Source organism: Rubrivirga marina (assembly GCF_002283365.1).
GTDB lineage: Bacteria > Bacteroidota > Rhodothermia > Rhodothermales > Rubricoccaceae > Rubrivirga > Rubrivirga marina.
Map to the genome: position 1 here is coordinate 3,435,085 of NZ_MQWD01000001.1, position 21,855 is coordinate 3,456,939.

Annotated in this window: 18 protein-coding genes; 13 read left to right on the plus strand and 5 right to left on the minus strand. The window is 72.4% G+C overall.

Annotated elements, in window-relative coordinates; all coding sequences use genetic code 11:
- Positions 1 to 43: 43 nt before the first annotated feature.
- Positions 44 to 1,198, minus strand: coding sequence for a lipocalin-like domain-containing protein (locus BSZ37_RS14570; protein ID WP_218830512.1), 1,155 nt, complete (start codon positions 1,196 to 1,198; stop codon positions 44 to 46).
- Positions 1,199 to 1,331: 133 nt separating this feature from the next.
- Here BSZ37_RS14570 and BSZ37_RS21605 point away from each other — a divergent pair, with 133 nt between their 5' ends.
- Positions 1,332 to 1,490, plus strand: coding sequence for a nuclear transport factor 2 family protein (locus BSZ37_RS21605; RefSeq protein WP_143537675.1), 159 nt, complete (start codon positions 1,332 to 1,334; stop codon positions 1,488 to 1,490).
- 86 nt (positions 1,491 to 1,576) lie between these two features.
- Positions 1,577 to 2,008, plus strand: coding sequence for a LapA family protein (locus tag BSZ37_RS14575; protein ID WP_095511258.1), 432 nt, complete (start codon positions 1,577 to 1,579; stop codon positions 2,006 to 2,008).
- 6 nt (positions 2,009 to 2,014) lie between these two features.
- Here BSZ37_RS14575 and BSZ37_RS14580 read toward each other — a convergent pair whose 3' ends face one another.
- Together BSZ37_RS14580 and BSZ37_RS14585 are read right to left on the minus strand one after the other, a co-directional pair.
- Positions 2,015 to 4,153, minus strand: a complete 2,139-nt coding sequence (locus BSZ37_RS14580) for an FG-GAP-like repeat-containing protein (RefSeq protein WP_095511259.1) — start codon at positions 4,151 to 4,153, stop codon at positions 2,015 to 2,017.
- Positions 4,154 to 4,249: 96 nt separating this feature from the next.
- Entirely contained in the window at positions 4,250 to 5,902 is a 1,653-nt protein-coding gene (locus BSZ37_RS14585; protein ID WP_095511260.1) for a hypothetical protein, read from the minus strand.
- Between the two features lie 300 nt (positions 5,903 to 6,202).
- Here BSZ37_RS14585 and BSZ37_RS14590 point away from each other — a divergent pair, with 300 nt between their 5' ends.
- The 4 genes from BSZ37_RS14590 to purH are packed head-to-tail and all read left to right on the plus strand — an operon-like array spanning position 6,203 to position 9,683.
- Positions 6,203 to 7,138: a S66 peptidase family protein gene (locus tag BSZ37_RS14590; protein WP_095511261.1), complete on the plus strand. Its 936-nt coding sequence runs from the start codon at positions 6,203 to 6,205 to the stop codon at positions 7,136 to 7,138.
- Complete coding sequence (locus BSZ37_RS14595) at positions 7,135 to 7,410, plus strand: SemiSWEET family sugar transporter (RefSeq protein WP_095511262.1); 276 nt, start codon at positions 7,135 to 7,137, stop codon at positions 7,408 to 7,410. The genes BSZ37_RS14590 and BSZ37_RS14595 overlap by 4 nt, the downstream gene beginning before the upstream one ends.
- 39 nt (positions 7,411 to 7,449) lie before the next feature.
- On the plus strand, positions 7,450 to 8,082 hold the full coding sequence (purN, locus tag BSZ37_RS14600; protein WP_095511263.1) for a phosphoribosylglycinamide formyltransferase: 633 nt from the start codon (positions 7,450 to 7,452) through the stop codon (positions 8,080 to 8,082).
- Entirely contained in the window at positions 8,079 to 9,683 is a 1,605-nt protein-coding gene (gene purH / locus BSZ37_RS14605) for a bifunctional phosphoribosylaminoimidazolecarboxamide formyltransferase/IMP cyclohydrolase (RefSeq protein WP_245838634.1), read from the plus strand. The genes purN and purH overlap by 4 nt, the downstream gene beginning before the upstream one ends.
- Here the strand turns inward: purH and BSZ37_RS22385 are convergent.
- Positions 9,655 to 10,893, minus strand: coding sequence for a GAF domain-containing sensor histidine kinase (locus BSZ37_RS22385; RefSeq protein WP_095511264.1), 1,239 nt, complete (start codon positions 10,891 to 10,893; stop codon positions 9,655 to 9,657). The genes purH and BSZ37_RS22385 overlap by 29 nt on opposite strands.
- Positions 10,894 to 11,159: 266 nt before the next feature.
- Between BSZ37_RS22385 and mreB the strand changes: the two genes are divergently transcribed.
- From mreB to BSZ37_RS14645, 7 genes are all read left to right on the plus strand, one after another.
- A complete protein-coding gene (gene mreB, locus BSZ37_RS14615; RefSeq protein ID WP_095511265.1) occupies positions 11,160 to 12,170 on the plus strand; it encodes a rod shape-determining protein in 1,011 nt (336 codons plus the stop codon).
- 158 nt (positions 12,171 to 12,328) lie between these two features.
- Positions 12,329 to 13,228: a rod shape-determining protein MreC gene (gene mreC, locus BSZ37_RS14620; protein ID WP_095511266.1), complete on the plus strand. Its 900-nt coding sequence runs from the start codon at positions 12,329 to 12,331 to the stop codon at positions 13,226 to 13,228.
- 114 nt (positions 13,229 to 13,342) lie between these two features.
- Positions 13,343 to 14,833: a D-alanyl-D-alanine carboxypeptidase/D-alanyl-D-alanine endopeptidase gene (gene dacB, locus BSZ37_RS14625; protein WP_095511267.1), complete on the plus strand. Its 1,491-nt coding sequence runs from the start codon at positions 13,343 to 13,345 to the stop codon at positions 14,831 to 14,833.
- Positions 14,834 to 14,954: 121 nt separating this feature from the next.
- A complete protein-coding gene (gene hslV, locus BSZ37_RS14630) occupies positions 14,955 to 15,503 on the plus strand; it encodes an ATP-dependent protease subunit HslV (protein WP_095511268.1) in 549 nt (182 codons plus the stop codon).
- 127 nt (positions 15,504 to 15,630) lie between these two features.
- A complete protein-coding gene (locus BSZ37_RS14635; protein WP_095511269.1) occupies positions 15,631 to 16,557 on the plus strand; it encodes an NYN domain-containing protein in 927 nt (308 codons plus the stop codon).
- 103 nt (positions 16,558 to 16,660) lie between these two features.
- Positions 16,661 to 18,133: an ATP-dependent protease ATPase subunit HslU gene (hslU, locus tag BSZ37_RS14640; RefSeq protein WP_095511270.1), complete on the plus strand. Its 1,473-nt coding sequence runs from the start codon at positions 16,661 to 16,663 to the stop codon at positions 18,131 to 18,133.
- Positions 18,134 to 18,250: 117 nt separating this feature from the next.
- On the plus strand, positions 18,251 to 19,708 hold the full coding sequence (locus BSZ37_RS14645) for a lipopolysaccharide biosynthesis protein (protein WP_179299660.1): 1,458 nt from the start codon (positions 18,251 to 18,253) through the stop codon (positions 19,706 to 19,708).
- Between the two features lie 54 nt (positions 19,709 to 19,762).
- Here the strand turns inward: BSZ37_RS14645 and BSZ37_RS14650 are convergent, their stop codons facing one another.
- On the minus strand, positions 19,763 to 21,406 hold the full coding sequence (locus tag BSZ37_RS14650; protein WP_095511272.1) for a DEAD/DEAH box helicase: 1,644 nt from the start codon (positions 21,404 to 21,406) through the stop codon (positions 19,763 to 19,765).
- Between the last annotated feature and the right edge of the window lie 449 nt (positions 21,407 to 21,855).

A 21,855-nucleotide genomic window follows, 5' to 3' on the forward strand; every position in this document is an offset into this window, starting at 1 on the left:
CCATCGCGGGGCGTCTCCAAAAGGGGGCGCCCCGTGTGGCGGGTCAGGGCGTGGGGCGGGCGCTGCCCTCGAGCCCGTCGGCGTACCCCGTCATCTCCAAGAAGCCGACGCCCTGGGCCGTTCCGGTCACGTCGACGGCGCCCTCCCAGTAGCGGATCGTCGCGTCGAGCTCCTGCGCCTCGAACGCCGCGACGACCTGCAGGTCGAGGCCCGCGCTCGGGACCCGGACGCGCCAGCGCGTCGGATACGTGCCCCCGGCCGGGCTCTCCCACGTCGCCAGCGGCTCCAGCACGAACTCTCCCGCGTCGAGGCGGGTCTTGGCGCCGTCAGGCGCGACGAGCGAGCCCTCCGAGAGCGGATCCTTCGTCCCGTCGGACTGGCGGAGCTGATAGAGCATGAGGTCCCGGCCGTCGTCGAGGTGGAGCGCGAACCAGTCCCACCCGACCTGATTGGGCCCGAGCGCCGAGGTCGACCACTCGCGGTCGAGCCATGTCAGGCCCTCGACCGGGACGGTCTCGCCGCTCGTGAGCGTGACCGTCCCCTCGGTCGCCATCCGCGTCTGGGCGTAGTAGTAGCTCGCGTTGCCCGGGCCGGCGCCCTTCTGGCTGAGCCCGCGGTCGCCCTGGAGCACGACCGGCTTGATCGGGCGGGCCACGAGGTCGAACGCGGCCCCGTCGGCCTCCCCGGTGATGCGGAGCGGGACGGCCCCGCCCGCCTCGGGGCTCGCCTGCACGAGGCGGACCGGCCCGAGGAAGGCCTCGACCGGTTCGGCCGTGGCGCCCGCCAGCCCGGCGCCGCCCCGCGCGAACCGCTCGGCGTCGTAGAACCGCTCGGCCCCGACGTCGCCGATCCCGACGTGGGCCATGTAGAGCTGGGTCGACGCCCACCCCGACGGCCGCGCCGAAGCGGACGAGTCGGGCGTGAGGGCCGAGCGGAAGACGGTGAACTGGATCCCGAACCGCCGGTCGGTCCCGTCCGTCGCGCGGACGTTGCCCGTCACGTACCACCACTCGGCCTTGAACGCCGGGTGCGGGCCGTGGTCCGCGGGGAAGACGAAGTCGCGGACGGCGTCGGCGCGGGCGTACCCGGTCGTATCCCCCGACATCGCCTCGGCGACGGACACGCTCGCGCCGACCGGCTGGCGGTCGCTAGAGCAGGCGGCTAGCGCGAGGGCGAGGAGCAGAAGGAACGGTCGCACCGGGAGATCAATCAGTTGGACGACCAGCACTCGGCGGCCCCGCGCGGGGATCCGAATCGGCGCCGCGACACCCGGTGCGTAGCGACCCAGCCCGTTCATTACGGCCTACGAGACCGGCCCCGGCACGGGCGTCGTGTTCGTCGAGACCTCCAACGACATCGAGTTCACGGACGGCCGGCGGTTTCGGATGGAGGAAGTCACCGTCCAGCGCTGTGAGGACGGGAAGGTCGTCCACGAGCGGTTCTACTACACGCCGCCGCCCGGCGCGCCGCCTGCGATCGGCGAGGAGTAGGCCGTCTGGACGCTGGAGGAGGCGGGGTCAAACCTGAGGGGGGGAGGCGACGTAGACTGCCGACCCTCACCCCGGCCCACGTCCCAATGCGCTTCCTGCTCGTCCTCCTGTTCTTCGTGGTCGTCCTCGGCGTCCTCCTCGCCACGCAGGACGCGAACCTGACCAACGAGGTCCGCCTCGCGCTGCCGTTCGTCGACGCCGACTGGACCGGCCCGGTCCTCTGGATGATCGCCGGGTGGTTCGGGGCCGGCCTTCTGCTGGGGTACCTCTCCGCGCTCCCCGGCCGCCTCGGTGCCTCGATGCGGGCCCGGAAGATCGAGAAGGAGCTGGGCAAGACGTCGGCCGAGCGGACCAAGGCCGTCGGGCACCTCAACGAGGCCGACCCCGCGCCGCCCCCCCGCAGCCCCCGCCCGGCAGCCACCGAGGCCGACGAGATGCAGCGGCTGGCCGACGAGGTCGCCCGGCGCACGGAGTCCGTCAAGCGCGACAATCCGCCGCCCCCGCCGCAAACGGTGTAGCCCGCGTCAGCGGACGCGCGTGAACGAGACGGTCCCGCTGCCGTCGGGCGTGTCGAACCGAGCGAGGTAGACGCCCGACGCCGCGCGGTGCCCGTCCGCGCCGCGGCCGTCCCACTCACCGACGCCGCCGGCCAGCGCGACGCGCGTCACGCGGCGCCCCGTCGCGTCGAACACGACCACCTCGCCCCGACCCGCCTCGGCACGGAAAGCGACGGAGTCGGTCGACGGGTTCGGCACGACGCGGAAGCCGAGATCGGTCTCGGGCGCCGGTTCGCGCCACGTGCCCTGCGACGCGCGCCAGAACAGGAACCCGCCGGACGACGTGCCCGCCACGATCTCGGGCCGTCCGTCACCGTCGAGGTCGCCCAGAGCCGGCGTCGTCCGCCGGCGCCCGGAGGGGATCGGCTCGGCGGGCTGGAACCGCGGGGCGGATGTGGACCCGACGTTCTGGTACACGAGCAGCTCACCGCTGGCCGTACCGAGGAGAAGGTCGAGGTCGCCGTCGCCGTCGAGGTCGCCGAGCGCGGGCGCCGTGTCGGCGTCGACGCGATCCGGGAGGCCGATCTCGAGCTGGAACGCCGCGTCCTCGGCGACGGGGGTCCCGTTGCTCTCGGTCTGGAACACGACCTCCGACCCGGAGCCGACATTCCGGTAGAGGCGGATCCGCCCACTCGATGCCCCGCCGATCAGGTCGAGGTCGCCATCGCCGTCGAGGTCGCCAAGCGTGCCGCGGGCGTACTGGCCGACGTCGACGTTCTGGAACCGCTCGTCCACGACCTCGAACGTCGAGCCCGTGTTCTCGAGGAGCGCGAACCGGCCGTTGAACCCGCCGACAAGGAGGTCGAGGTCGCCGTCGCCGTCGAGGTCCCCGAAGGCCGGGGCGTAGGCGCCGTAGTCGTAGGCGAGCTCCAGCCAGTCGTCGTCGGCCCGCTCGAGGGCCGGGGCCGAGGCCGTCCCGACGTTCTCGTACCGGACGAGGTTGGCACGCGACGTGTCGTCGGGATCGGTCTCGTTCGCGAGCACGAGGTCGAGGTCGCCGTCGTTCTCGAGGTCCACGAGCGCGGCCGTCGAGCGGGAGCCGAGGTCGAGCGACTCGATCAGCCGGTCGGTCTGGACCCGGAGGTCGGGCGCCTCGGAGGTCCCGGCGTTCTCGAAGTAGATGAGGTTCGAGACGGCCGTCTGCGACTGGAAGCACAACCCACGCTGGACGCCGACGACGAGGTCCGAGTCGCCGTCGCGGTCGGTATCCCCGTAGGTCGGCGCGTTGTAGCCGCCCGACGTGAGCGGCTGGCCCACGGGAAACCGCTCCGACGCGAGTGCAAGTTGCGGGTCGGCCGGGGTCCCCTCGTTGAGGAAGTAGAACAGGCTCGGCGCGAAGAAGTCACCCCAGAACAGCTCCGGGGCGCCGTCGCCCGTGAGGTCCTCGATGGCGATGGCGTTGGCCCCGTGCATCGTCCCCCGCCCGCCCGGCAGGTTCGGCGCCGCGCGGCCGGCGGCCGAGCGGCACTGCGGGTTCTCCTCGTAGATCACGATGTCCTGAAACCGATCGGTCACGAACCGGAAGACCGGCACGCCGTCGTCATCGACGCCCTCGTGGACGTACTGCGTGATCGTCCCGATGTCCGCTTTGCCGGCGTAGAGGTCAGGGTCCCCGTCGCCGTCGAGGTCGGCGAGGGCCGGGATCGAGGAGTCCTCCACGTTGACCGGCTCGCCGTCGGCGTCGCGGAGCGGGTCGGCGCCGACCTCGAACGCGGGCTCCTGCGCCGTCCCGACGTTCCGCCAGTAGCGGACGCGGCCGGGCTGGCCGCGCGCGAGGAGGTCGAGGTCGCCGTCGCCGTCGAGGTCGCCGAACGTGGACCAGTTTCCGGGCTCGATCCCGCCGAGCCGATCGGTCCGCCAGATCCAGTCGTCGCCCTCTCGCTCAAAGAACTGGAGCCCCGACCCGCCGACGTTGAGGATCAGGTCCGCGTCGCCGTCCGCGTCGATGTCGACGAGCGCCGGACGGGGCTCGAAGAAGCCGCCGACGAACGGGTGCGGCACCTCGACGCCGTCGGCAGTGACGGGGAACGGGGAGGCCTCACGGGTGAACGTCTGCGCCGCCAGCGGGGCGCTGGCGACGGCGGCGAGGAGGAGGAACGTGCGCACGATGCGGAGGGAGTATCGAAGGCGGCGGCCCCGACGGCCGAGCGCCGCCGGACGTGCCAGGAGTGCCTGCCTCGACGCCGAGGCGGGCAGGGTCGGCTAGTGGTTCGAGTGGTCCATGCCGGAGGGGTCCGTCTCCGAGTGGTCCATCTCGTCGTGGGACATCCCGCCGTGGAGCATCACGGGCTCGAGGCCGGACGGGTACGTGCCGAGCTGGACCACGCCGAGCAGCTCGCCGGTCGGCGAGAACGCGGCGAGGTTGCCGAACGCCTCAGCGCCCTGCGGCTGGCCGTCGGCGTCGAGAAACAGGAAGTCAGGCGTCCACCCGCCATTGAGGTTCGACGACGTCACGAAAAAGCGGGAGCCGTCGAACGCTGGCGCCGGGCTGTGCGGCTGGCTGAGCGGCGGGGCCTCGACGGTCCGCACGAGGGCGCGCGTGTCGGCGTCGAGGATCGACACGGCGTCGCCGCGCTGGTCCGGGATGAGGATCGAGGACCCGTCGTGGTTGGCGTGGGCGTGGTACGGCCCGTCGCCCGCCGGGTAGGCGTCGGTGAACGTGAGGTCGCCGTCCTCTGACAGCTCGAAGAACAGGACCTCGTCGGTCGAGCGCGAGGTGAGCGTCACGGTGTACGGGTAGCCGGCGGCGCCCTCCGCCATGCCCCCGTGGTCGGAGCCGCTCGCGTCGGCGTCCATCTCGCCGCCCATCGTGTGGTCCCCGTGGTCCATCCCCCCGCCCATGTGGTGGGCGCCCAAAATGCTGAAGTGGATGAACTCGCGCGGCGCCCCGTCGGCCGGGATCGGCACGATCGAGATGTCGCCGGTCTCGGCGTCGTAGACGAGCGCGCGGCTCTCGGCCTGCGTGCCGGTCAGTTCCGCCGTGATGGCATAGCGCCCGTCAGGCGTCGCGGCCATCGCGTGCGGCACGTTGAACGGCGTGGCGACGACCTCCATGTCCATCGTCTCGCGGTCGAGGATGCCAAACCCCGTCTCGAGCGGGTCGGAGAGCGTCGAGCGGCCAACGAACAGGCGGCTCGTGGACGGGTCGAGCGCCAGCATCCCCGGGGTGGCGAACCGATCCTCGGTCCGGCCAAGCAGGGCCGCCGGGTCCGAGGGGTCGAGCGTCAGGTCGAGCGACACCTTCGCCACGACGCCGGCCGACACGAGCGAGACGTACATCGCGCTCCCGTCGGGCTCGAAGGCGAAGTGGTGCGGGCCGTACGGGTAGCTCTCGATCCCGAGATCGTCGAAGTCGATCCGCCGGATGAGACGGAGCGTCTCGGCGTCGACGAGGGCGACGTGGTTCTCGGCTTGGACGCCGGCCGCGAGGACGTGGTGCGCGTCGGCGAACGGGATCGTGTCGCCGTCGCGGGCGCCCGCCTCGATCCACCGCGCGAGGTAGCGGGCCTCGTCGTCCTCCAGGTCGCGGAGGGCCGGGAACGGGATCTCGGCCGTGTCCGGCAGGTCGCGGACGAACCGGAGCATCAGGCTCCCCTCGCTGTCGAACGGGACCACGAAGCCGCTCGGGCCGGCCATCACGACGTCCATCACGTCGTAGTCGTCGGGGTTGGACGAGCCGAGCACGGCGCGGGCCGCCAGGAGCGGGCGGACGTACTCGTCGTAGTCGAGGGAGGAGACTGCGTCGTAGTCGACAGCCGACGGGTCGAACCCGTCACCGGGGCCGACCAGGTTGCCCGTCGTGTCGCACGCGGTGAGGACGAGGGCGAGGAGGAGAACGGGGACGGAGCGGAGCATCGGGGGAGAGCGACGGCGGAGAGAAGGTCGAACGCGGAGACGAGGACCCTGTTCGGATGCCCGGCGCCTCGCCGACCGTAGGAACGAGCGACGGGCGGAGGCCGTGCCGAGCCTCCCCAAGAGATCAGGGGCACACGGGGAGGCCCGCGTCCGCGGATCGCCTAGAGGACGGGAAACGGGCCCGCTCCAGACCGGCCGTCAGACGCCCTCGGCCGTCCGCGCCGGCGGCGATCGAGACCCGGAGAAGGTAGCGCACGACGTGCAGGCTCCCGGTAGCTTGAGGCGTCCTCTCCGGTCGCCGTGTCCCTCCCCCGTCCGCTCGCCCCGTCCGGCCACGTCGCCGTGGTCTCGCCGTCGAGCGCGGCCCTCGACCCCGCCGACGTCGAGGCCGGGCTCCACGCGCTCCACCGGCGGGGCCTGACCGTCGACGTGCTCGACGTCGCCGGCGGCCCCACCGCCTACCTCGCGGGGGCTGACGACGCCCGTGCCGACGCGCTCAACGCCGCGCTCCGCCGTGACGACCTCGACGCGGTCGTCTGCCTGCGGGGCGGCTACGGCCTCCTCCGCATCCTCGACCGGGTCGACTACGCCGCCGCGCGCGCGCACCCGAAGCTGGTCGTCGGCTACTCCGACGTGACGGCGCTCCACCTCGCGCTCTACGCCGAGGCGGGCCTACCCGGCGTCTCCGGCCCCATGCTCGCCTCCGACTGGGCCAAGGGGCTCGACGCCGAGACCGAGGCCGACTTCTGGCGCGTCGTCGGCGGCCACGCGGGCTACGACGTGGTCGGCCCCGGTGGGGAGGCGCTCTCGCCCCTCGCGGACGGCGACACCGAGGGCGTCCTCCTCGGCGGCAACCTCGCGCTCGTGACGGCCCTCCTCGGGACGCCCTACCTCCCCGATCTCGACGGGGCGATCCTGTTCGTCGAGGACGTCGGCGAGGCGCCGTACCGGATCGACGGGATGCTCGCCCGCCTCCGCCTCGGCGGCGTGCTCGACCGACTCGGGGGGCTCGTGTTCGGGATGTTTACCGGCGCCGACGTCCCGGAGGGCCGCCCGACGTACTCCGTCGACGAGGTGCTGGCGCAGTACGCGCCCCACGTCGGCGGGCCGGTGGCGACGGGGCTCGTCTACGGGCACGTGCCGCGGAAGAGCACGGTCCCCGTCGGCGTCCGCGCCCGGCTGACGTGCGGCGACGGCGAGGCTCGACTTCACGTGATCGATCCGGTGGCCCGATGAGTGGGGTCACTCTCCTCGGGCTGGTGGCGGCCGCCTGCACCACGGCGTCCTTCGTCCCGCAGGTGCTGAAGGCGTGGCGCTCGGGCTCCTCCGCCGACCTCTCGCTGGGGATGTATGGCCTGTTCACGCTCGGCATCGTGCTCTGGCTCGCGTACGGGCTCCTCATCCGCGACACGCCGATCATCGTCGCGAACGTCGTCACGCTCGTGCTCGTCCTGTCGATCCTCGTCCACATCCTCCGGTTCGGCAAGCCGCGGCCACCGGCGGCGTGAGGGGAGCGCCCCTCCCCCGTCCCCCTCCTCCCATCCCCCATGCGCCTCGCCCTGTTCGCCTCCGGCGGCGGCTCCAACGCCGGCGCGATCCTCGACGCCATTGACGCGGGCCGGCTCCGCGCCGAGCCCGTCCTGCTCGTGAGCGACCGGCCCGGGATCGGGGCGCTGGCGCGGGCCGAGGCCCGCGACATCCCAACCGAGGTGATCGCCCCGCTGTCGGACGCGTCCCGCTTCGCGCAGGCGCTCCTCAACGCGCTCGCCCGTCAGGAGGCCGACGCCATCGCGCTCGCGGGCTACCTCAAGAAGATCCCGGACCCCGTCGTGTGGGCCTTCAGGGACCGGATCCTCAACGTCCACCCCTCCCTCCTGCCGGCGTTTGGCGGAGCCGGGTGGTACGGGAAAAGAGTCCACCAGGGCGTCCTCGACGCGGGGTGCCGCGTGACCGGCGCGACGGTCCACCTCGTCGACGACGAATACGACACCGGGCCGATCGTGCTCCAAGAGGCCGTCCGCGTCGAACCCGACGACACGCCCGAGACGCTGGCCACGCGCGTCCTCGCCGTCGAGCACCGGCTGTTCCCCCAGGCCCTCGCCCTCCTCGCCGACGGCCGCCTCCAGGTGGAGGCCGGCCGCGTCCGCATCCTCCCTCCGTCCCGCCCCTCCGCATCGTGATCTCTGCCAAGGACCTCCCCGCCCCGGACGACCGCTACCCCGTCCGCCGCGCCCTCCTCTCCGTCTCCGACAAGGCCGGCCTGGCCGACTTTGGTCAACGCCTCCACGCCCTCGGCGTCGAGCTCCTCTCGACCGGCGGCACAGCCCGCGCGCTCCGCGAGGCCGGTGTGCCCGTGACCGACGTGGCCGCCGTCACCGGCTTCCCCGAGATTCTCGACGGCCGCGTCAAGAGCCTCCACCCGGCCATCCACGGCGGCATCCTCGCCCGGCGGACCGATCCCGACGACCTCGGCCAGCTCGAGGAGCACGGGATCGCCCCCATCGACCTCGTCGCCGTCAACCTGTACCCGTTCCGGGAGGCGACGGCAGGCGGGGCGACCGACGCCGTGGCCGCCGAAAACGTCGACATCGGCGGACCGGGGATGCTCCGCGCGGCGGCCAAGAACTTCGCCTTCGTCGCCGCCATCGTCGACCCGGCCGACTACGACGCCGTCGCCGACGAGCTCGAGGCCCACGACGGGACGCTCTCGATGGCCACGCGCCGCCGCCTCGCGGCCAAAGGGTTCGCCCACACGGCCGACTACGACGCCGCCATCGCCGCCTTCTTCGCCGGCGACTCCCCCCACCTCGGCATCGAGGCGGACGAGGCGGAGGCGATGCCCGAGCGCTTCGCCGTCGATCTCCCGAAGGCCGACGACCTCCGCTACGGCGAGAACCCGCACCAGCGGGCGGCGCTCTACGGGGACGCGTCGGGGATCTACGAGGTGCTCCATGGCAAGGCGTTGTCGTTCAACAACCTCATCGACCTCACGGCCGCGCTCGACCTCGTCAAGGAGTTCGCCGGAGGGCCACCGACCGTCGCGATCCTCAAGCACACGAACCCGTGCGGCGTCGGGCAGGCTGACGGCTTGGAGACGGCCTACCACAAAGCGTTCGCGACCGATCGTCAGAGCCCGTTCGGCGGAATCGTCGTCGTCAACCGGCCGCTTGACCAGGCCACGGCCGAGGCCATCGACGCCGTGTTCACCGAGATCATCATCGCGCCCGACTTCGAGGACGGCGTGCTCGACTTCCTCCAGCAGAAGAAGAACCGCCGGCTCGTCAGTGCGGACCTGGCCGCCTCGGGCGACGGTCGGAACGTGCGGACGGTCTCCGGAGGGCTCCTCGTGCAGGACCCCGACGCCCCTCTCGCGGCCGACGTTCGCGACGGCTGGACGGTCCCGACCGAGCGGCAGCCGACCGAGCGCGAGTGGGCCGACCTCGACTTCGCGTGGCGCGTCTGCAAGCACGTCAAGTCGAACGCGATCGTCTACGCCCGCGACGGCGCGACGCTCGGGATCGGGGCCGGGCAGATGAGCCGGATCGACGCGAGCGAGATCGCCGTCGCGAAGGGCGCCAAGTCGGAGCTCGACTTCGCGGGCTGCGTCGTCGCGAGCGACGCGTTCTTCCCGTTCGCCGACGGCCTCGAGGCCGCCGCCGAGGCGGGCGCGACGGCGGCCGTCCAGCCCGGCGGGAGCGTCCGCGACGACGAGGTGATCGCGGCGGCCGACGCCCGCGGTGTGGCCATGGCCTTCACGGGCCGGCGGCACTTCCGCCACTGAGCCCCGGCGAGGCGGGCACTTCGATCGAGACGCGCGTCCCTGCCCCGGGCGCCGACGTGATGTCGAGGCACCCTCCGACGAGCCGGATCCGGTCCCGGGCCCCCGCCAGCCCGATCCCGCCCGCCCGGCGGGCCGCCAACGGGTCGAACCCGACGCCGTCGTCGGCCACCACGATTCGGACGCCAGCCGCCGCCGCGGCCTCGACCGTCAGTAGCACCCGGTGGGCCCCGGCGTGCTTGACCACGTTGAACAGGAACTCCCGGAGCACGCCGTAGAGCAGGACCCGCACGGCCTCGTCAACCTGGGGGATCCCGTCCTCAACGTCCACTTCGACCTCGAGCCCGTAGACGTCTTTCTGCTGATCGGCCAGCCAGCCCACGAGTTCGCCGAGCGTCCCCTCGTGGAGGACGGGCGGGGTCAGTTCGTGGGCCAGCGTCCGAGTCAGCCGCGAGGCGTGTTCCACGAGTTCGGAGGCCCGGTGGTGGTCGCCGACAGCGAGCATCATCTGGACCCCGTGGAGAACTTGCTGGAGGTCGTCGTGGAGCACGTGGCCGATCCGTCGGCGCTCCTCCTGCTCCGCCATCGTGAGGGCATTCGCCAGACCCTGGACCTCCTCGGTCCGCTCGGCCACTCGGGACTCGAGGTCCTGGTTCAGCAGGCGGAGCGACGCGCTGGTCGCTTCGAGTTCGGCGGCGGCCGCGTTCCGCTGCTCGAGGTGATACCGGACGGCGATCTCCGTCATCACCGACTCCGCCAGCGCCTCCAGCGTCGCGAGGTCTCGCTCGGTCCACTGCCGCGGCTCGGGGGCGATGGCGCAGAGCGACCCGATCACGACGTTGTCGGGCGTGGCGAGCGGGACGCCGAGGTAGGCCACCACCGAAAGGTCCTCGATGGCCAGGTTGTCCTGGACCAACGGGTGCTCGCGAGCGTCGGGGACGACGAGCGGCTCCGCCTGGTCCACGACGTGCTGGCAGAACGAGTGCGAGAGCGGGGTTTGACGGAGCGAGCACCACGGCTCGGGGAGGCCCTGCTGGCTCTTGAAGAACTGCCGGTCGCGGTCGATGAGCGACACCAGCGCGACCGGGACGTCGAGGATCATCCGCACGAGGTCCGTCAGCCGGTCGAAGGAGGGCTCGGGCGGGCTGTCGAGCAGCCCCGTGACCCACAACGCCTGCTGGCGGAGGGAGGGCTCAGGCGGACGGTTCGGCATGGGGAGGCGCAGCGGCCCCCACAGTCTACACACGCTCTCGCATCCATCCGCTAACCCCGGACTGCGGCGGCACGGGCCGCGGCCGGGGCTCTCGGTCCTCCCTGAAAAATCAAGCCCGCGGGCCCGGGTCTGGAGGGGGCGCCTCGTTAGCTTGACGCCCGTGCGTGCTGCCCACCACGGCCCCCGGACGGACGGGGCCGACGACCACGTGCCTCCCGCTGCCTCCGACCGGCGCCCATCGCGCCGCCCGATCTCCCCCCGCCCCCGTGCTCAACCCGTTCTCGGTCGACGTCGCCATCGACCTCGGCACCGCCAATACGCTCATCCACGTCCGCGACAAGGGGATCGTGCTCAACGAGCCGTCCATTGTCGCCATCGACCGGCGGTCCGGCAAGCCCGTCGCCATCGGGACCGAGGCGCTGCTGATGCACGAACGAACGCACAAGGACATCGAGACCATCCGGCCGCTCAACGACGGCGTCATCGCCGATTTCTCGGTCGCCGACGCGCTGATCCGAGGCCTCATCCGCCGCGTCAAGCCGGGCTGGCTGACGAGCATCGGGCGGATGGTCATCTGCGTGCCGAGCGGCATCACCGAGGTCGAGCGCCGCGCCGTCAAGGACGCGGCCCAGAACGCGGGCGCGCGCCAGGTCATGCTCATCGATGAGCCGATGGCCGCCGCCATTGGGATCGGGCTGACCGTCCAGGAGCCCGTCGGCAACATGATCGTGGACATCGGCGGCGGGACGACCGAGATCGCGGTGATCGCCCTCAACGGCATCGTCGTCGACGAGTCGATCCGAGTGGGCGGCAACGAGCTCGACGAGGCCGTGATGCAGTACTTCAAGAAGCACCACAACCTCCTCATCGGGAGCCGGACGGCCGAGCGGATCAAGTGCGAGATCGGGAGCGCGCAGAAGCTGGACCCCGAGCTCGAGCTCTCGGTCAAGGGCCGCGACCTCGTGACGGGCGTCCCCAAGACGCGCGTTGTGTCGAGCGAGGACGTCCGCGAGGCGCTCCGCCCGAGCGTCAACCAGATCGCCGCGGCCGTCGTCCGGGCGCTGGAGCGGACGCCGCCGGAGCTCGGCGGCGATGTCCTCGAGCGCGGCATCATGCTCACCGGCGGCGGCGCGCTCCTCAAGGGCCTCGACGACTACCTCCGCGAGCGGACCGAGCTGCCGGTGTTCTCGGCCGAGGACCCGCTCACGGCCGTCGTCCGCGGGACGGGCTCCGTGTTGGAGGACATCGACGGCTACATGCCGGTGCTGAGCAACTGAGTCCTCGAGCGTGAGGCGGATGACGAGAGGCTCCCCGCCTCGGCGCCGAGGCGGACATAGCGGGGGGTCCTCACGTCTCACCCCTAGGACCTCCCGCCTTCCCCGAACCGCCCCCGCGCTCGGGAGTAGGCGGCCCGAACCCTCCCCCCTCCTCTCGGATGGCCCTTGCGCAGCAGGTCTGGGAGCGCTCGCGCGACTACGTCGTGTTCGGAGCGCTTCTCCTCGTCGGCATCGTGATCTTCGTCGGCCGGAACGGGCCGGCGCTCCGGGCCGCCCGCGCGGCGAGCCTCACGGTCACAGCCCCGGTCGAGGGCGCGTTCGAGCGGGCCGCGCAGTTCCGCCGGTCGCTCGTCGAGAACGAGCGGCTCCGCTCCGAGACCGCCCAGCTCTCCGCCGAGGTGGCCCGGCTGCGGGAGGCGTCGGCCGAGAACGCCCAGCTCCGCTCGCTCCTCCAGTTCCCCGACACCACGAACACGCGCCGCGTCGTGGCCCGCGTCGTGGCGAAGGACATCACGGAGCAGACGAACCTGCTGACGATCGACGCCGGGGCCCGCGACTCGATCGAGGTCGGGATGCCCGTCATCAACGAGCGCGGCATCGTGGGGCGCGTCGTGCTCACGAGCGACCGGTACTCGGTGGTGATGCCGCACCAGAACACGCAGTTCCGCGTGCCGGCGGCCATCGAGGCGCTCGGGCGCGAGGGCGTCGTCCGGTGGGACGGCGCCGCGTTCGACCGGCTCACGATGGAGTACGTCGTCAAGACGGAGCCCGTCGAGCGCGGGATGCTCGTCGTGACGAGCCCGTTCTCGGGCGTCTTCCCCGCCGGCATCCCCGTCGGCCGCGTCGACACGGCGTACGCCGCGGCCGGGCGCAACGACTACGTGATCCACCTCGACCCGGCCGCGCCGATCTCTGAGGTGGGCTACGTCTACGTGCTCCTGACGCGGCCCGATCCGGAGCAGGCCATCCTCGAGGCTGCCGCGCGTGACTCGCTCGGCATCGAGCGCCAGCAGGCGGCCCTGGAGGCCCGGCTCCAGGCGACGACGCCCGACGAGTAGGCCGGCCTCGGACGCTCTGAGGGTCGACTCCGGTTTCTCCCCCCGCGCGGCGTCCGGGAGCGCACGATCCTGTTTCTTCCCGCCGTTCCGGCCGCCGTCCCAGTCCGCCCCCCGATGTCCGTCCGCCACCGACTTCTCCCGCTCCTCCTCGCCCTGTTCGCCGTCGCCGCCGGCGCCCAGCCGACCTCGACGCAGGCGGGCCTCGCCGAGCGGATCGACGAGGTCCTCGACGCCCGGGCCTTCGACGACGCCTACTGGGGCGCCTACGTCGTCAACCTCGACACCGGAACGGAGCTCTACGACCGGAACGCCGCACGCCGGTTCATCCCGGCGAGCAACATGAAGATCCTCTCGACGGCCGCCGCCGTCGACGCGCTCGGACCGGGCTTCCGCTACCGCACGCGGCTCTACGCCGACGGCGAGGTCCAGAACGGGACGCTGCTCGGCTCGCTCATCGTCCGGGGCGCCGGCGACCCGACGATCGGCGGGCGCTACGCCGACGGCGACATGCTCCGCGTCTTCCGGCAGTGGGCCGACAGCCTCCGCGCGGCCGGCATCCGCCGGATCCAGGGCGACGTGATCGGCGACGACGACGTGTTCGACAACGTCCACCTCGGGCAAGGCTGGCAGTGGGACGACCTCAAGTGGTATTACGGCGCCGAGGTCTCGGGCCTCCAGTTCAACGAGGGGACGGTCCACGTCGAGGTCCACGGCACCTCCCCGGGGTCGCCTGCCCGGATCGAGGTCGAGCCTGACTACGGCTACGCCCGGTTCGTCAACCGCTCGACCACGACGTCCGGCGGCGGCATCCGCGAGGGGTACGACCGCGCGCTCTCGGAGAACGTGTTCACGGTGTCGGCCAGCGTTCCCGCCGGGCGGACCGAGACCGAGGACCTGTCGATCGTCAACCCGACCGACTACTTCGTCTCGACGATGATCGGAGTGTTCGAGGACCAGGGGATCGAGGTCGTCGGCGCGGCCGTCGACGTCGACGAGTGGGGCCGCCGGCCGCGGTACGAGCTCCTCACCCGCGTCGCGACCACCACGTCGCCGCCGCTCTCGGAGATCATCAAGGAGACGAACGAGTCGTCGAACAACCTCTACGCCGAGCACCTTCTCCGCACGCTCGGCGCCTACGTCTATCGTGGGGCCGACCTCCCGACGGGCTCCGCGTTCGCGGGCTTCGAGGCGTCGAAGCCGTTCCTCGAGCGCGTGGGCGTCGACCCCGAGAGCTTCCGCGTGGCCGACGGGTCGGGGCTCTCGGCGCTCAACCGGCTCACGCCGGTCGGTCTCGTCGGCGTCCTCCGCGGGATGTACCAACACCCCGACCGCGCCACGCGCGAGGCGTTTTGGAACTCGCTAGCCGTGGGCGGCTACACCGGCACGATCCGCAGCCGCTACCGCTCGGGCGACGCGCGCGGGAACGTCCGCGCGAAGACCGGCTACATCTCGGGCGCCCGGACGCTCTCGGGCTACGTCCGGAGCGCCTCCGGCGACATCCTCGCGTTCTCGCTGCTGTGCAACAACTACACGGTCTCGACGAGCCGCGTGAACAGCGCCCAGGACCAGATCGTCGAGCTCCTGGCGGACTACGAAGGGCGGTAGGCTGTCTCCTTACCCACGTCGCGTGGGGGCCCGGCCGCCACGAATCACGCAACAAGCCGGCCCGCACTCGAAACCCCGCCCGCCTCGGCACGTCGCCGGGCGCCCACAGACCGCACGCGTTTTGACCCCGATCCACGCCACGACCGTCCTCGGCGTCCTCCACAACGGCCGCGTCGCCCTCGGCTCCGACGGGCAGGCCACGATGGGCGACACCGTCATGAAGCACAAGGCGCAGAAGGTGCGCCCGCTCTACGGCGGCAAGCTCCTGGCCGGCTTCGCCGGCTCCACCGCCGACGCGTTCACGCTCTTCGAGCGGTTCGAGGCCAAGCTGGAGCAGTACGGCGGCAACACGGTCCGCGCCGCCGTCGAGCTCGCCAAGGACTGGCGGACCGACCGGTACCTCCGCCGCCTCGAGGCGCTCCTCGCCGTCGCCGCCCCCGACCGGCTCCTCCTCGTCTCGGGCACCGGCGACGTCATCGAGCCCGACGACCCGATCCTCGCCATCGGCTCGGGCGGGAGCTACGCGCTCGCCGCGGCCCGCGCCATGATGAAGCACGCCCCCGACCTGTCGGCCAAGGAGATGGTCGAGGAGGGGCTCCGCATCGCGGGCGAGATCTGCATCTACACGAATCTCCACACGACGGTCCTCGAGCTCGACGCCGAGGAGTAGTCGGCCCTGGCTCCCCCCACCTCGGCGTCGACGCGGTGGGGGAACCCCCGAGCAGACGAGCGGACGTAGCTTGCGGCCGCGCGCCATTCCTTCGCGCGCATTCCGTACCCCGCAAGCCATCGCTCCCATGTCTGAGATCGCGCCCGAGGGCGTCGAGGGCGCCCGCCAAGCGGCCGTCCTCGTCGATTATCAAAACCTCCACCACTACCTGAAGGGCCGCCTCGGCCGCGACGGGTCCTCCGCCGACCTCGCCGGCCACCTCTTCAAGGCCCTCCGCGACCGCCTCGCCGCCGACGACACGCGCCTCGTCCGCGGCCGCGCCTACGCCGACTTCGGCGGCCTCGACGACCACACGCGCCACGTCCAGCGGACGCTCTACCTCCACGCCATCGAGCCGGTCTACGTCCCGGCCACGATGCACCGGAACACCACGGACCTCCAGTTGGCCGTCGACGCCGTCGAGATGCGGAGCCGGCACCCGGAGATCACGACGTACGTCCTCCTGGCTGGCGACCGCGACTACGCGCCGGTCGTGACGGCCCTCCTGGCCCAGAACAAGCGCGTGCTCGTCGTCGGCTTCAAGGAGCACCTCTCGCCGTACCTCCTGGAGCACACCGACGCCGGCGAGTTCGTCGACGCCAACGACCTGCTCCCGAGCAACTCGCTCCCGCCCGAGGCCGAGGTCGGCACGCCGATCCAGACGACCGAGTTCGAAGAGGCCCAGGACCCGCAGTACGAGATCGACTACGACGCCCTGGAGGTGATCGAGAAGTTCTTCGGGCAGTACGAGGAGATCTACCTCACGCCCCTCCTCCGCCGCCTCAGCGACGAGATCGGCGAGGTCGACGGGCACGACCCGAAGTCGCTCGTCGCGGACCTCGAGGAGTGCGGGGCCGTCCGCCTCGAGCGCCGCAAGGGGATGCCGTACGACTACACGGTGCTCTTGGTGAACGGCGAGCACCCCGCCGTGACGGAGGTCCGCGAAGAGATCCACGGGGCGTCGGTCCAGACGGCCGATGACGGGCTCCCGTTCGAGGACGACGCGGAGATTTGAGGGGTGCCCAACGGGGAGTGGGGATTGTGCCGTCACCCCTCACTCTTCACGCATCACCCCTTACCCGGTGGGCGTAGCCGGCGCACAGACGCAGACTCATTCCATGGACGCCACCACGACCCTCCCCGCGACGACCGCCAGCGCTGAGCCCGTCGACGACCTCGCCGGGCTCACGCCGCGCCAGATCGTCGCCGAGCTCGACAAGTACGTCGTCGGCCAGAGCGACGCCAAGCGGTCCGTCGCCATCGCCCTCCGCAACCGCTGGCGCCGGCTCCACGCCGACGAGGCCCTCCGCGACGAGATCACGCCGGCCAACATCGTGCTCATCGGGCCGACCGGCGTCGGCAAGACCGAGATCGCGCGGCGGCTGGCGAAGCTCACCGGCGCCCCGTTCGTCAAGGTCGAGGCCACCAAGTTCACCGAGGTCGGCTACGTCGGCCGCGACGTCGAGTCGATGATCCGCGACCTCGTGGACCTCGCCGTGACGCAGGCCCGCGACGCCCAGGTCGAGCGGGTCCAGGAGCCCGCCCGCGAGCGCGCCGTCGACCGGCTCCTCGACATCCTCGTCCCGCCCTCGAAGCCGAAGGCCGGCACCCAGAACCCGTTCGGCTTCCCCCTCGGAGGGCAGCAGCAGCCCGCGACGCCTCAGACCGAGGCGTCCGACGATGACGAGCAGCACCGCCAGCGGACGCGCGCCAAGTTCCGCGACTGGCTCGACGAGGGGAAGCTCGACGAGCGCGAGGTCGAGGTCGACGTGACGCTCGACAAAACGACGAACCTCCAGATGTTCGGGCCGATGGGGCTCGAAGAGATGGGGATCAACCTCCAGGAGATGCTCGGCGGGATGGGCAAGAAGCGCCAGAAGCGGCGCGTGAAGGTGCCCGAGGCGCTCGATCTCCTGGCTCAGGAGGAAGCGCAGAAGCTGATCGACCAGGAGTCGGCCAAGGCCGAGGCGCTCCGGCGCGTCGAGCAGGCCGGGATCGTGTTCATCGACGAGATCGACAAGGTCGCCGGGCGGCAGGGCGCCGGCTCCGGCGGCGGCTCCGGCCCGGACGTCTCGCGCGAGGGCGTCCAGCGCGACCTCCTCCCCATCGTCGAGGGCTCGACGGTGATGACGAAGCACGGCTCGGTCAAGACCGACCACATCCTGTTCATCGCCTCCGGGGCGTTCCACGTCTCGAAGCCGAGCGACCTCATCCCGGAGCTCCAGGGCCGCTTCCCGATCCGCGTCGAGCTCGGGTCGCTGTCGGAGGACGACTTCGTCCAGATCCTGACGGCGCCCGAGAACGCGCTCCTCAAGCAGTACGCGGCGATGTTCGCGTCGGAGGGCGTCGAGCTCACGTTCACCGACGACGCGGTCCGCGCGATCGCCCAGACGGCGGCGCGCGTGAACGAGGAGGTCGAGAACATCGGCGCGCGTCGACTCCACACGATCCTGACGACGCTCCTCGAAGACCTCCTCTTCGACGTCCCCGACGGCCCACACGGCGACGCCATCGAGATCACGGCCGCCGACGTGGACGACAAGCTGGCCGGCGTGGTCAAGAACCGCGACCTCAGCCAGTACATCCTCTAGCGGGATGAGGCATGCGGGATGGGGGATGAGGCGGGTCGCCGGCTGCGGGGCGGCCGGGCGCTCCGTCCACCCCGTCCCCGAGGCCGGCCGCCTCGGTGGGTCCGTGGGGGCGCCGAGGTGAGCCGGAGGCGCGCGGCTCTCGACCGGCTCCAGGCGCTCGGCGGGGGGCGGTCCGCCCGGCAGGTGCTCACGCTCGTGACGGGGGCGACGGCGGCGCAGGCGCTCGTGTTCGCCGCGCGGCCCGTCCTCACGCGGCTCTACACGCCCGAGGCCTTCGGCCTCCTCGGCGTGATCCTCGCGCCGGCCTACCTCCTCGCGACGCTCGCGACGCTCCGGTACGACGACGCGATCGTGGTGCCGCGCGACGACCGCGACGGCGCCGGCGTCCTGATGCTCGCCCTCATCGGGTCGGCCGCCACCGGCGTGCTGCTGGCGCTCCTGCTGCCGCTTCGGGACGCCGCCGGGGCCGCGCTCGGGGTCCCCGAGGTCGCGCCCTTCCTCGTGGTGCTGCCGGTCGTGGTGACGGCCCTCGGCGTGGCCGCCGCGACGCAGTCGTGGCTGACGCGGGTCGAGCGGTTCCGGGCGATCTCCCTGGCGATTCTTGCGCAGGCCGTGGTCTCGGTCGGCGCCCAGATCCTGTTCCGGGACCGCGCCGCATGGGGGCTCGTGGCCGGTGCGGCAGCCGGCGCGGTGGTGCTGGCGGCCGTCGGCCTCGCGGCGGCCGTCCGCGGCGGCGCGTTCAGCGAGGCGGCCGGGGCCGACCTGCGCGCGCTCGCCCGGCGCTTCCGACGGTTCCCCGCGTTCGGCCTTCCGGCCTCGGGGATGACGCAGCTCGCGGCCCGCCTCCCGCCGCTCGTCCTCATCGGCGCGTTCGGGCCGGCGCTCGTGGGGCAGTTCACCGTCGCCATCGCGTCCGTCGCCGTGCCGATCGGGCTGGTCACCGACGCCGTCGGGCAGGTGTTCTACGTCCGCGCGGCCGAGGCGACGCGGGAGGGCCGCCTCGGGCCGCTCGTCGAGACGTCCTTTGGCCGGCTCGTCGCGTTCGCGGCGTTCCCGGTGGGGGCGGTCGCGGTGCTGGGGCCCGAGCTGTTCGCCGTCGTCTTCGGCGAGCCCTGGCGGGAGGCCGGCGTCATCGCTCGGACGCTGACGCCCTGGCTCCTCCTGGCCGCCGTGGCCCCTCCCCTCACACGGGTCTTCGACGTCACCGAGCGGCAGCGGGAGGAGCTGAGCACGGGCGTCTGGACGGCCGCGCTGGTCGGCGGCGCCCTCGTGGCCGGCGCGTGGGTCGGCGAGATCACGCTCGCGCTCCAGCTCCTGGCGGCGGGTGGCGTCGCCGCACGGCTGGTCCAGCTCGCGGTCATCGCGCGGGTCTCCGACGCCCCGTTCGCCCGGATCCTGGTGGACCTGATCTGGAGCGCGTGCGCGGCGGCCCTCGCCCTCCTCCCCGCCGGGCTCGGGCTGGTGTGGGGCGGCCTCTGGGCCGGACTCGCGGGCGCCGTCGTCGGCGCACCGCTCTACGGCCTCCTCGTCTTCCGCCTCGCGGCTCGCGCCGTCGGGCCCACCCGAAACGACTGACCCCGGCCGCCTCGGTGCCGAGGCGGCCGGGGCCGGAAACGAACGACGGTCCGCCTACTGGGCGACCTGGATCCGCGCGAGGCGCTTGCCGAACCGGTAGTCGCCCGACTGCGCGAGGACGGCGTCGACGAGCGGCTCCGGCACGTCGACCAGCGTGTGGCGGTCGTCGATGAGGATCTTGCCGAGCGCCTTGCCCGGGATGTCGGCCGTGCGCGCGAGGGCGCTGACGACCTGCCCCGGGCGGACGCCCGCGTCGTGGCCCGCGTCGAGCGCGAGGCGGACGAAGCCGGACTCTCTCGAGCTCCGATCCGACCCGTTGGACGACCGGCCGTGGGACCGGCCGCGATCGGAGTGGTGCGAGTTCGAGCGCGAGCGGGTCTCGCGGACCTCGGAGATCGGCTCGATCGGCATCTCGTTGCGCGCCTTCCGGGCGACGGCGAGCGCCGCGGCGGCGATCCGCATCGGGTCCTCGCCGGCCGACACGAGGTCGAGGATGATCTTCCGGTCCTCGACCGGCGGGTGCTCGATGTTCGCGGCGACGGCGGCGACGAGGCGCTCGGCCCGGGCAGTCTCGACGTCCTCGACCGACGGGAGCTCCGCGAACGGGATCTCACGCTGAGCGGCCCGCTCGACGCGGTGCAGGAGCCCTCGTTCACGCGGGTCGACGAGCGAGTAGGCCGTCCCCTCGCGCCCCGCGCGGCCGGTCCGGCCGACGCGGTGGACGTAGGACTCGGCGTCTACCGGGAGGTCGATGTTGAACACGTGCGAGACGTGGTCGATGTCGAGCCCGCGCGCCGCGACGTCGGTGCCGACGAGGATGCGGACCTGCTGCTTCTTGAACCGGGCCAGGACGGCCGTCCGCTGGGCCTGGCTGAGCTCGCCCGAGATCGGCTCGGCGGCGTAGCCGAGCGCGCTGAGGTCGGCTGCGAGCCGGGCCGTCGCCTCGCGGGTGCGGACGAAGGCGAGCGCGCTCGTCACGTCGTCGGTCTCGATCAGCCGGACCATCGCGGCCAGCTTGTCGCGGCCCTGGACGAGGAACGCCTTCTGCTCGATGTCCTCGGCCGTCCGGTCGCCCTCGGCGACCGCGATCGTCTCGGGGTCGGTGAGGTAGGTCTGCGAGATCTTGCGGATCCGGCTCGGGAGCGTGGCCGAGAGGAGCGCCGTCTGGCGGACCTCCGGCGTGGCCTGGAGGATCGTCTCGAGGTCCTCGGCGAAGCCCATCGAGAGCATCTCGTCGGCCTCGTCGAGCACGACGGTCTCGACGGCCCCGAGATCGATGGCCTGGCGCGAGAGGAGATCCACGAGCCGGCCCGGCGTGGCGACCACGACGTCGACGCCGCGGTTGATCCGGCGGATCTGCTTGTGGTAGGGCTGCCCGCCGTAGATCGGGAGCGAGCGGATGTCGAGGGCCTCGCCGTAGGTGTAGATCGCGCTCGACACCTGGACGGCCAGCTCGCGGGTGGGCGTGAGGACGAGCGCGCGGATCGTGCCGCGGTCCTCGTGCGTGGCCAGCTTCTGGAGGAGCGGGAGCGCGAACGCGGCCGTCTTGCCGGTGCCCGTCCGGGCCTGGCCAATGGCGTCGCGGCCGTCGAGGAGGACCGGGATGAGGCCGGCCTGGATGGCGGTCGGCTCGGTGTAGCCGAGGTCGGCCACGGTCTGCGCCAGCTCGGGGCGCAGGGAGAGATCAGAAAACGTCATGGGAAGCCGCAGCGCGGCGGAGGAGAGGCGTCGGCCTCGAAGCGTGGGATGGCCGTCGTGGCCTCGGGCGTTGCCCGGTCCGCGTCCACGCTCCTGCCTCTCGTCCGGAGAGTCCCCTCACGGGGGAAAGCCTGGGCCGGCGGCGTCTCCGCGCGCCGGTGCTGGGTCCCTTTCGGTGCACAGGCTAGCCCCAGACCGGCGCGGGCGTGCGCGGCCGGAGTGATGAGAACACGAAAACCCTGCGCAGGCCGCCGTCCCCCAAGGCGCTCCCGGCGTCCGGTACCTTCCGGGTCCACTCCCGCCGCCCGTCCTGCCCGCCCCCGACGACCCCCGCTACGCCGCGCTCTGGGAGCGGAGCCCCGGGCGCTCGCCGTTCTCGCACCCGGCCGCCGTCGCCGCCTACGCCGACGCCTTCGACCTCCCCGCCCGCGTCCTGGCCGTCGAGGATG

Coding starts and splice junctions, on each gene's coding strand:
- hslU (WP_095511270.1), top strand. CDS start 16,661: ATGGACGCCACCACGACCCTCCCCGCGACGACCGCCAGCGCTGAGCCC.
- BSZ37_RS14650 (WP_095511272.1), bottom strand. CDS start 21,406: ATGACGTTTTCTGATCTCTCCCTGCGCCCCGAGCTGGCGCAGACCGTG.
- BSZ37_RS14635 (WP_095511269.1), top strand. CDS start 15,631: ATGTCTGAGATCGCGCCCGAGGGCGTCGAGGGCGCCCGCCAAGCGGCC.
- BSZ37_RS22385 (WP_095511264.1), bottom strand. CDS start 10,893: ATGCCGAACCGTCCGCCTGAGCCCTCCCTCCGCCAGCAGGCGTTGTGG.
- dacB (WP_095511267.1), top strand. CDS start 13,343: ATGTCCGTCCGCCACCGACTTCTCCCGCTCCTCCTCGCCCTGTTCGCC.
- BSZ37_RS14575 (WP_095511258.1), top strand. CDS start 1,577: ATGCGCTTCCTGCTCGTCCTCCTGTTCTTCGTGGTCGTCCTCGGCGTC.
- purN (WP_095511263.1), top strand. CDS start 7,450: ATGCGCCTCGCCCTGTTCGCCTCCGGCGGCGGCTCCAACGCCGGCGCG.
- mreC (WP_095511266.1), top strand. CDS start 12,329: ATGGCCCTTGCGCAGCAGGTCTGGGAGCGCTCGCGCGACTACGTCGTG.
- BSZ37_RS14585 (WP_095511260.1), bottom strand. CDS start 5,902: ATGCTCCGCTCCGTCCCCGTTCTCCTCCTCGCCCTCGTCCTCACCGCG.
- BSZ37_RS14595 (WP_095511262.1), top strand. CDS start 7,135: ATGAGTGGGGTCACTCTCCTCGGGCTGGTGGCGGCCGCCTGCACCACG.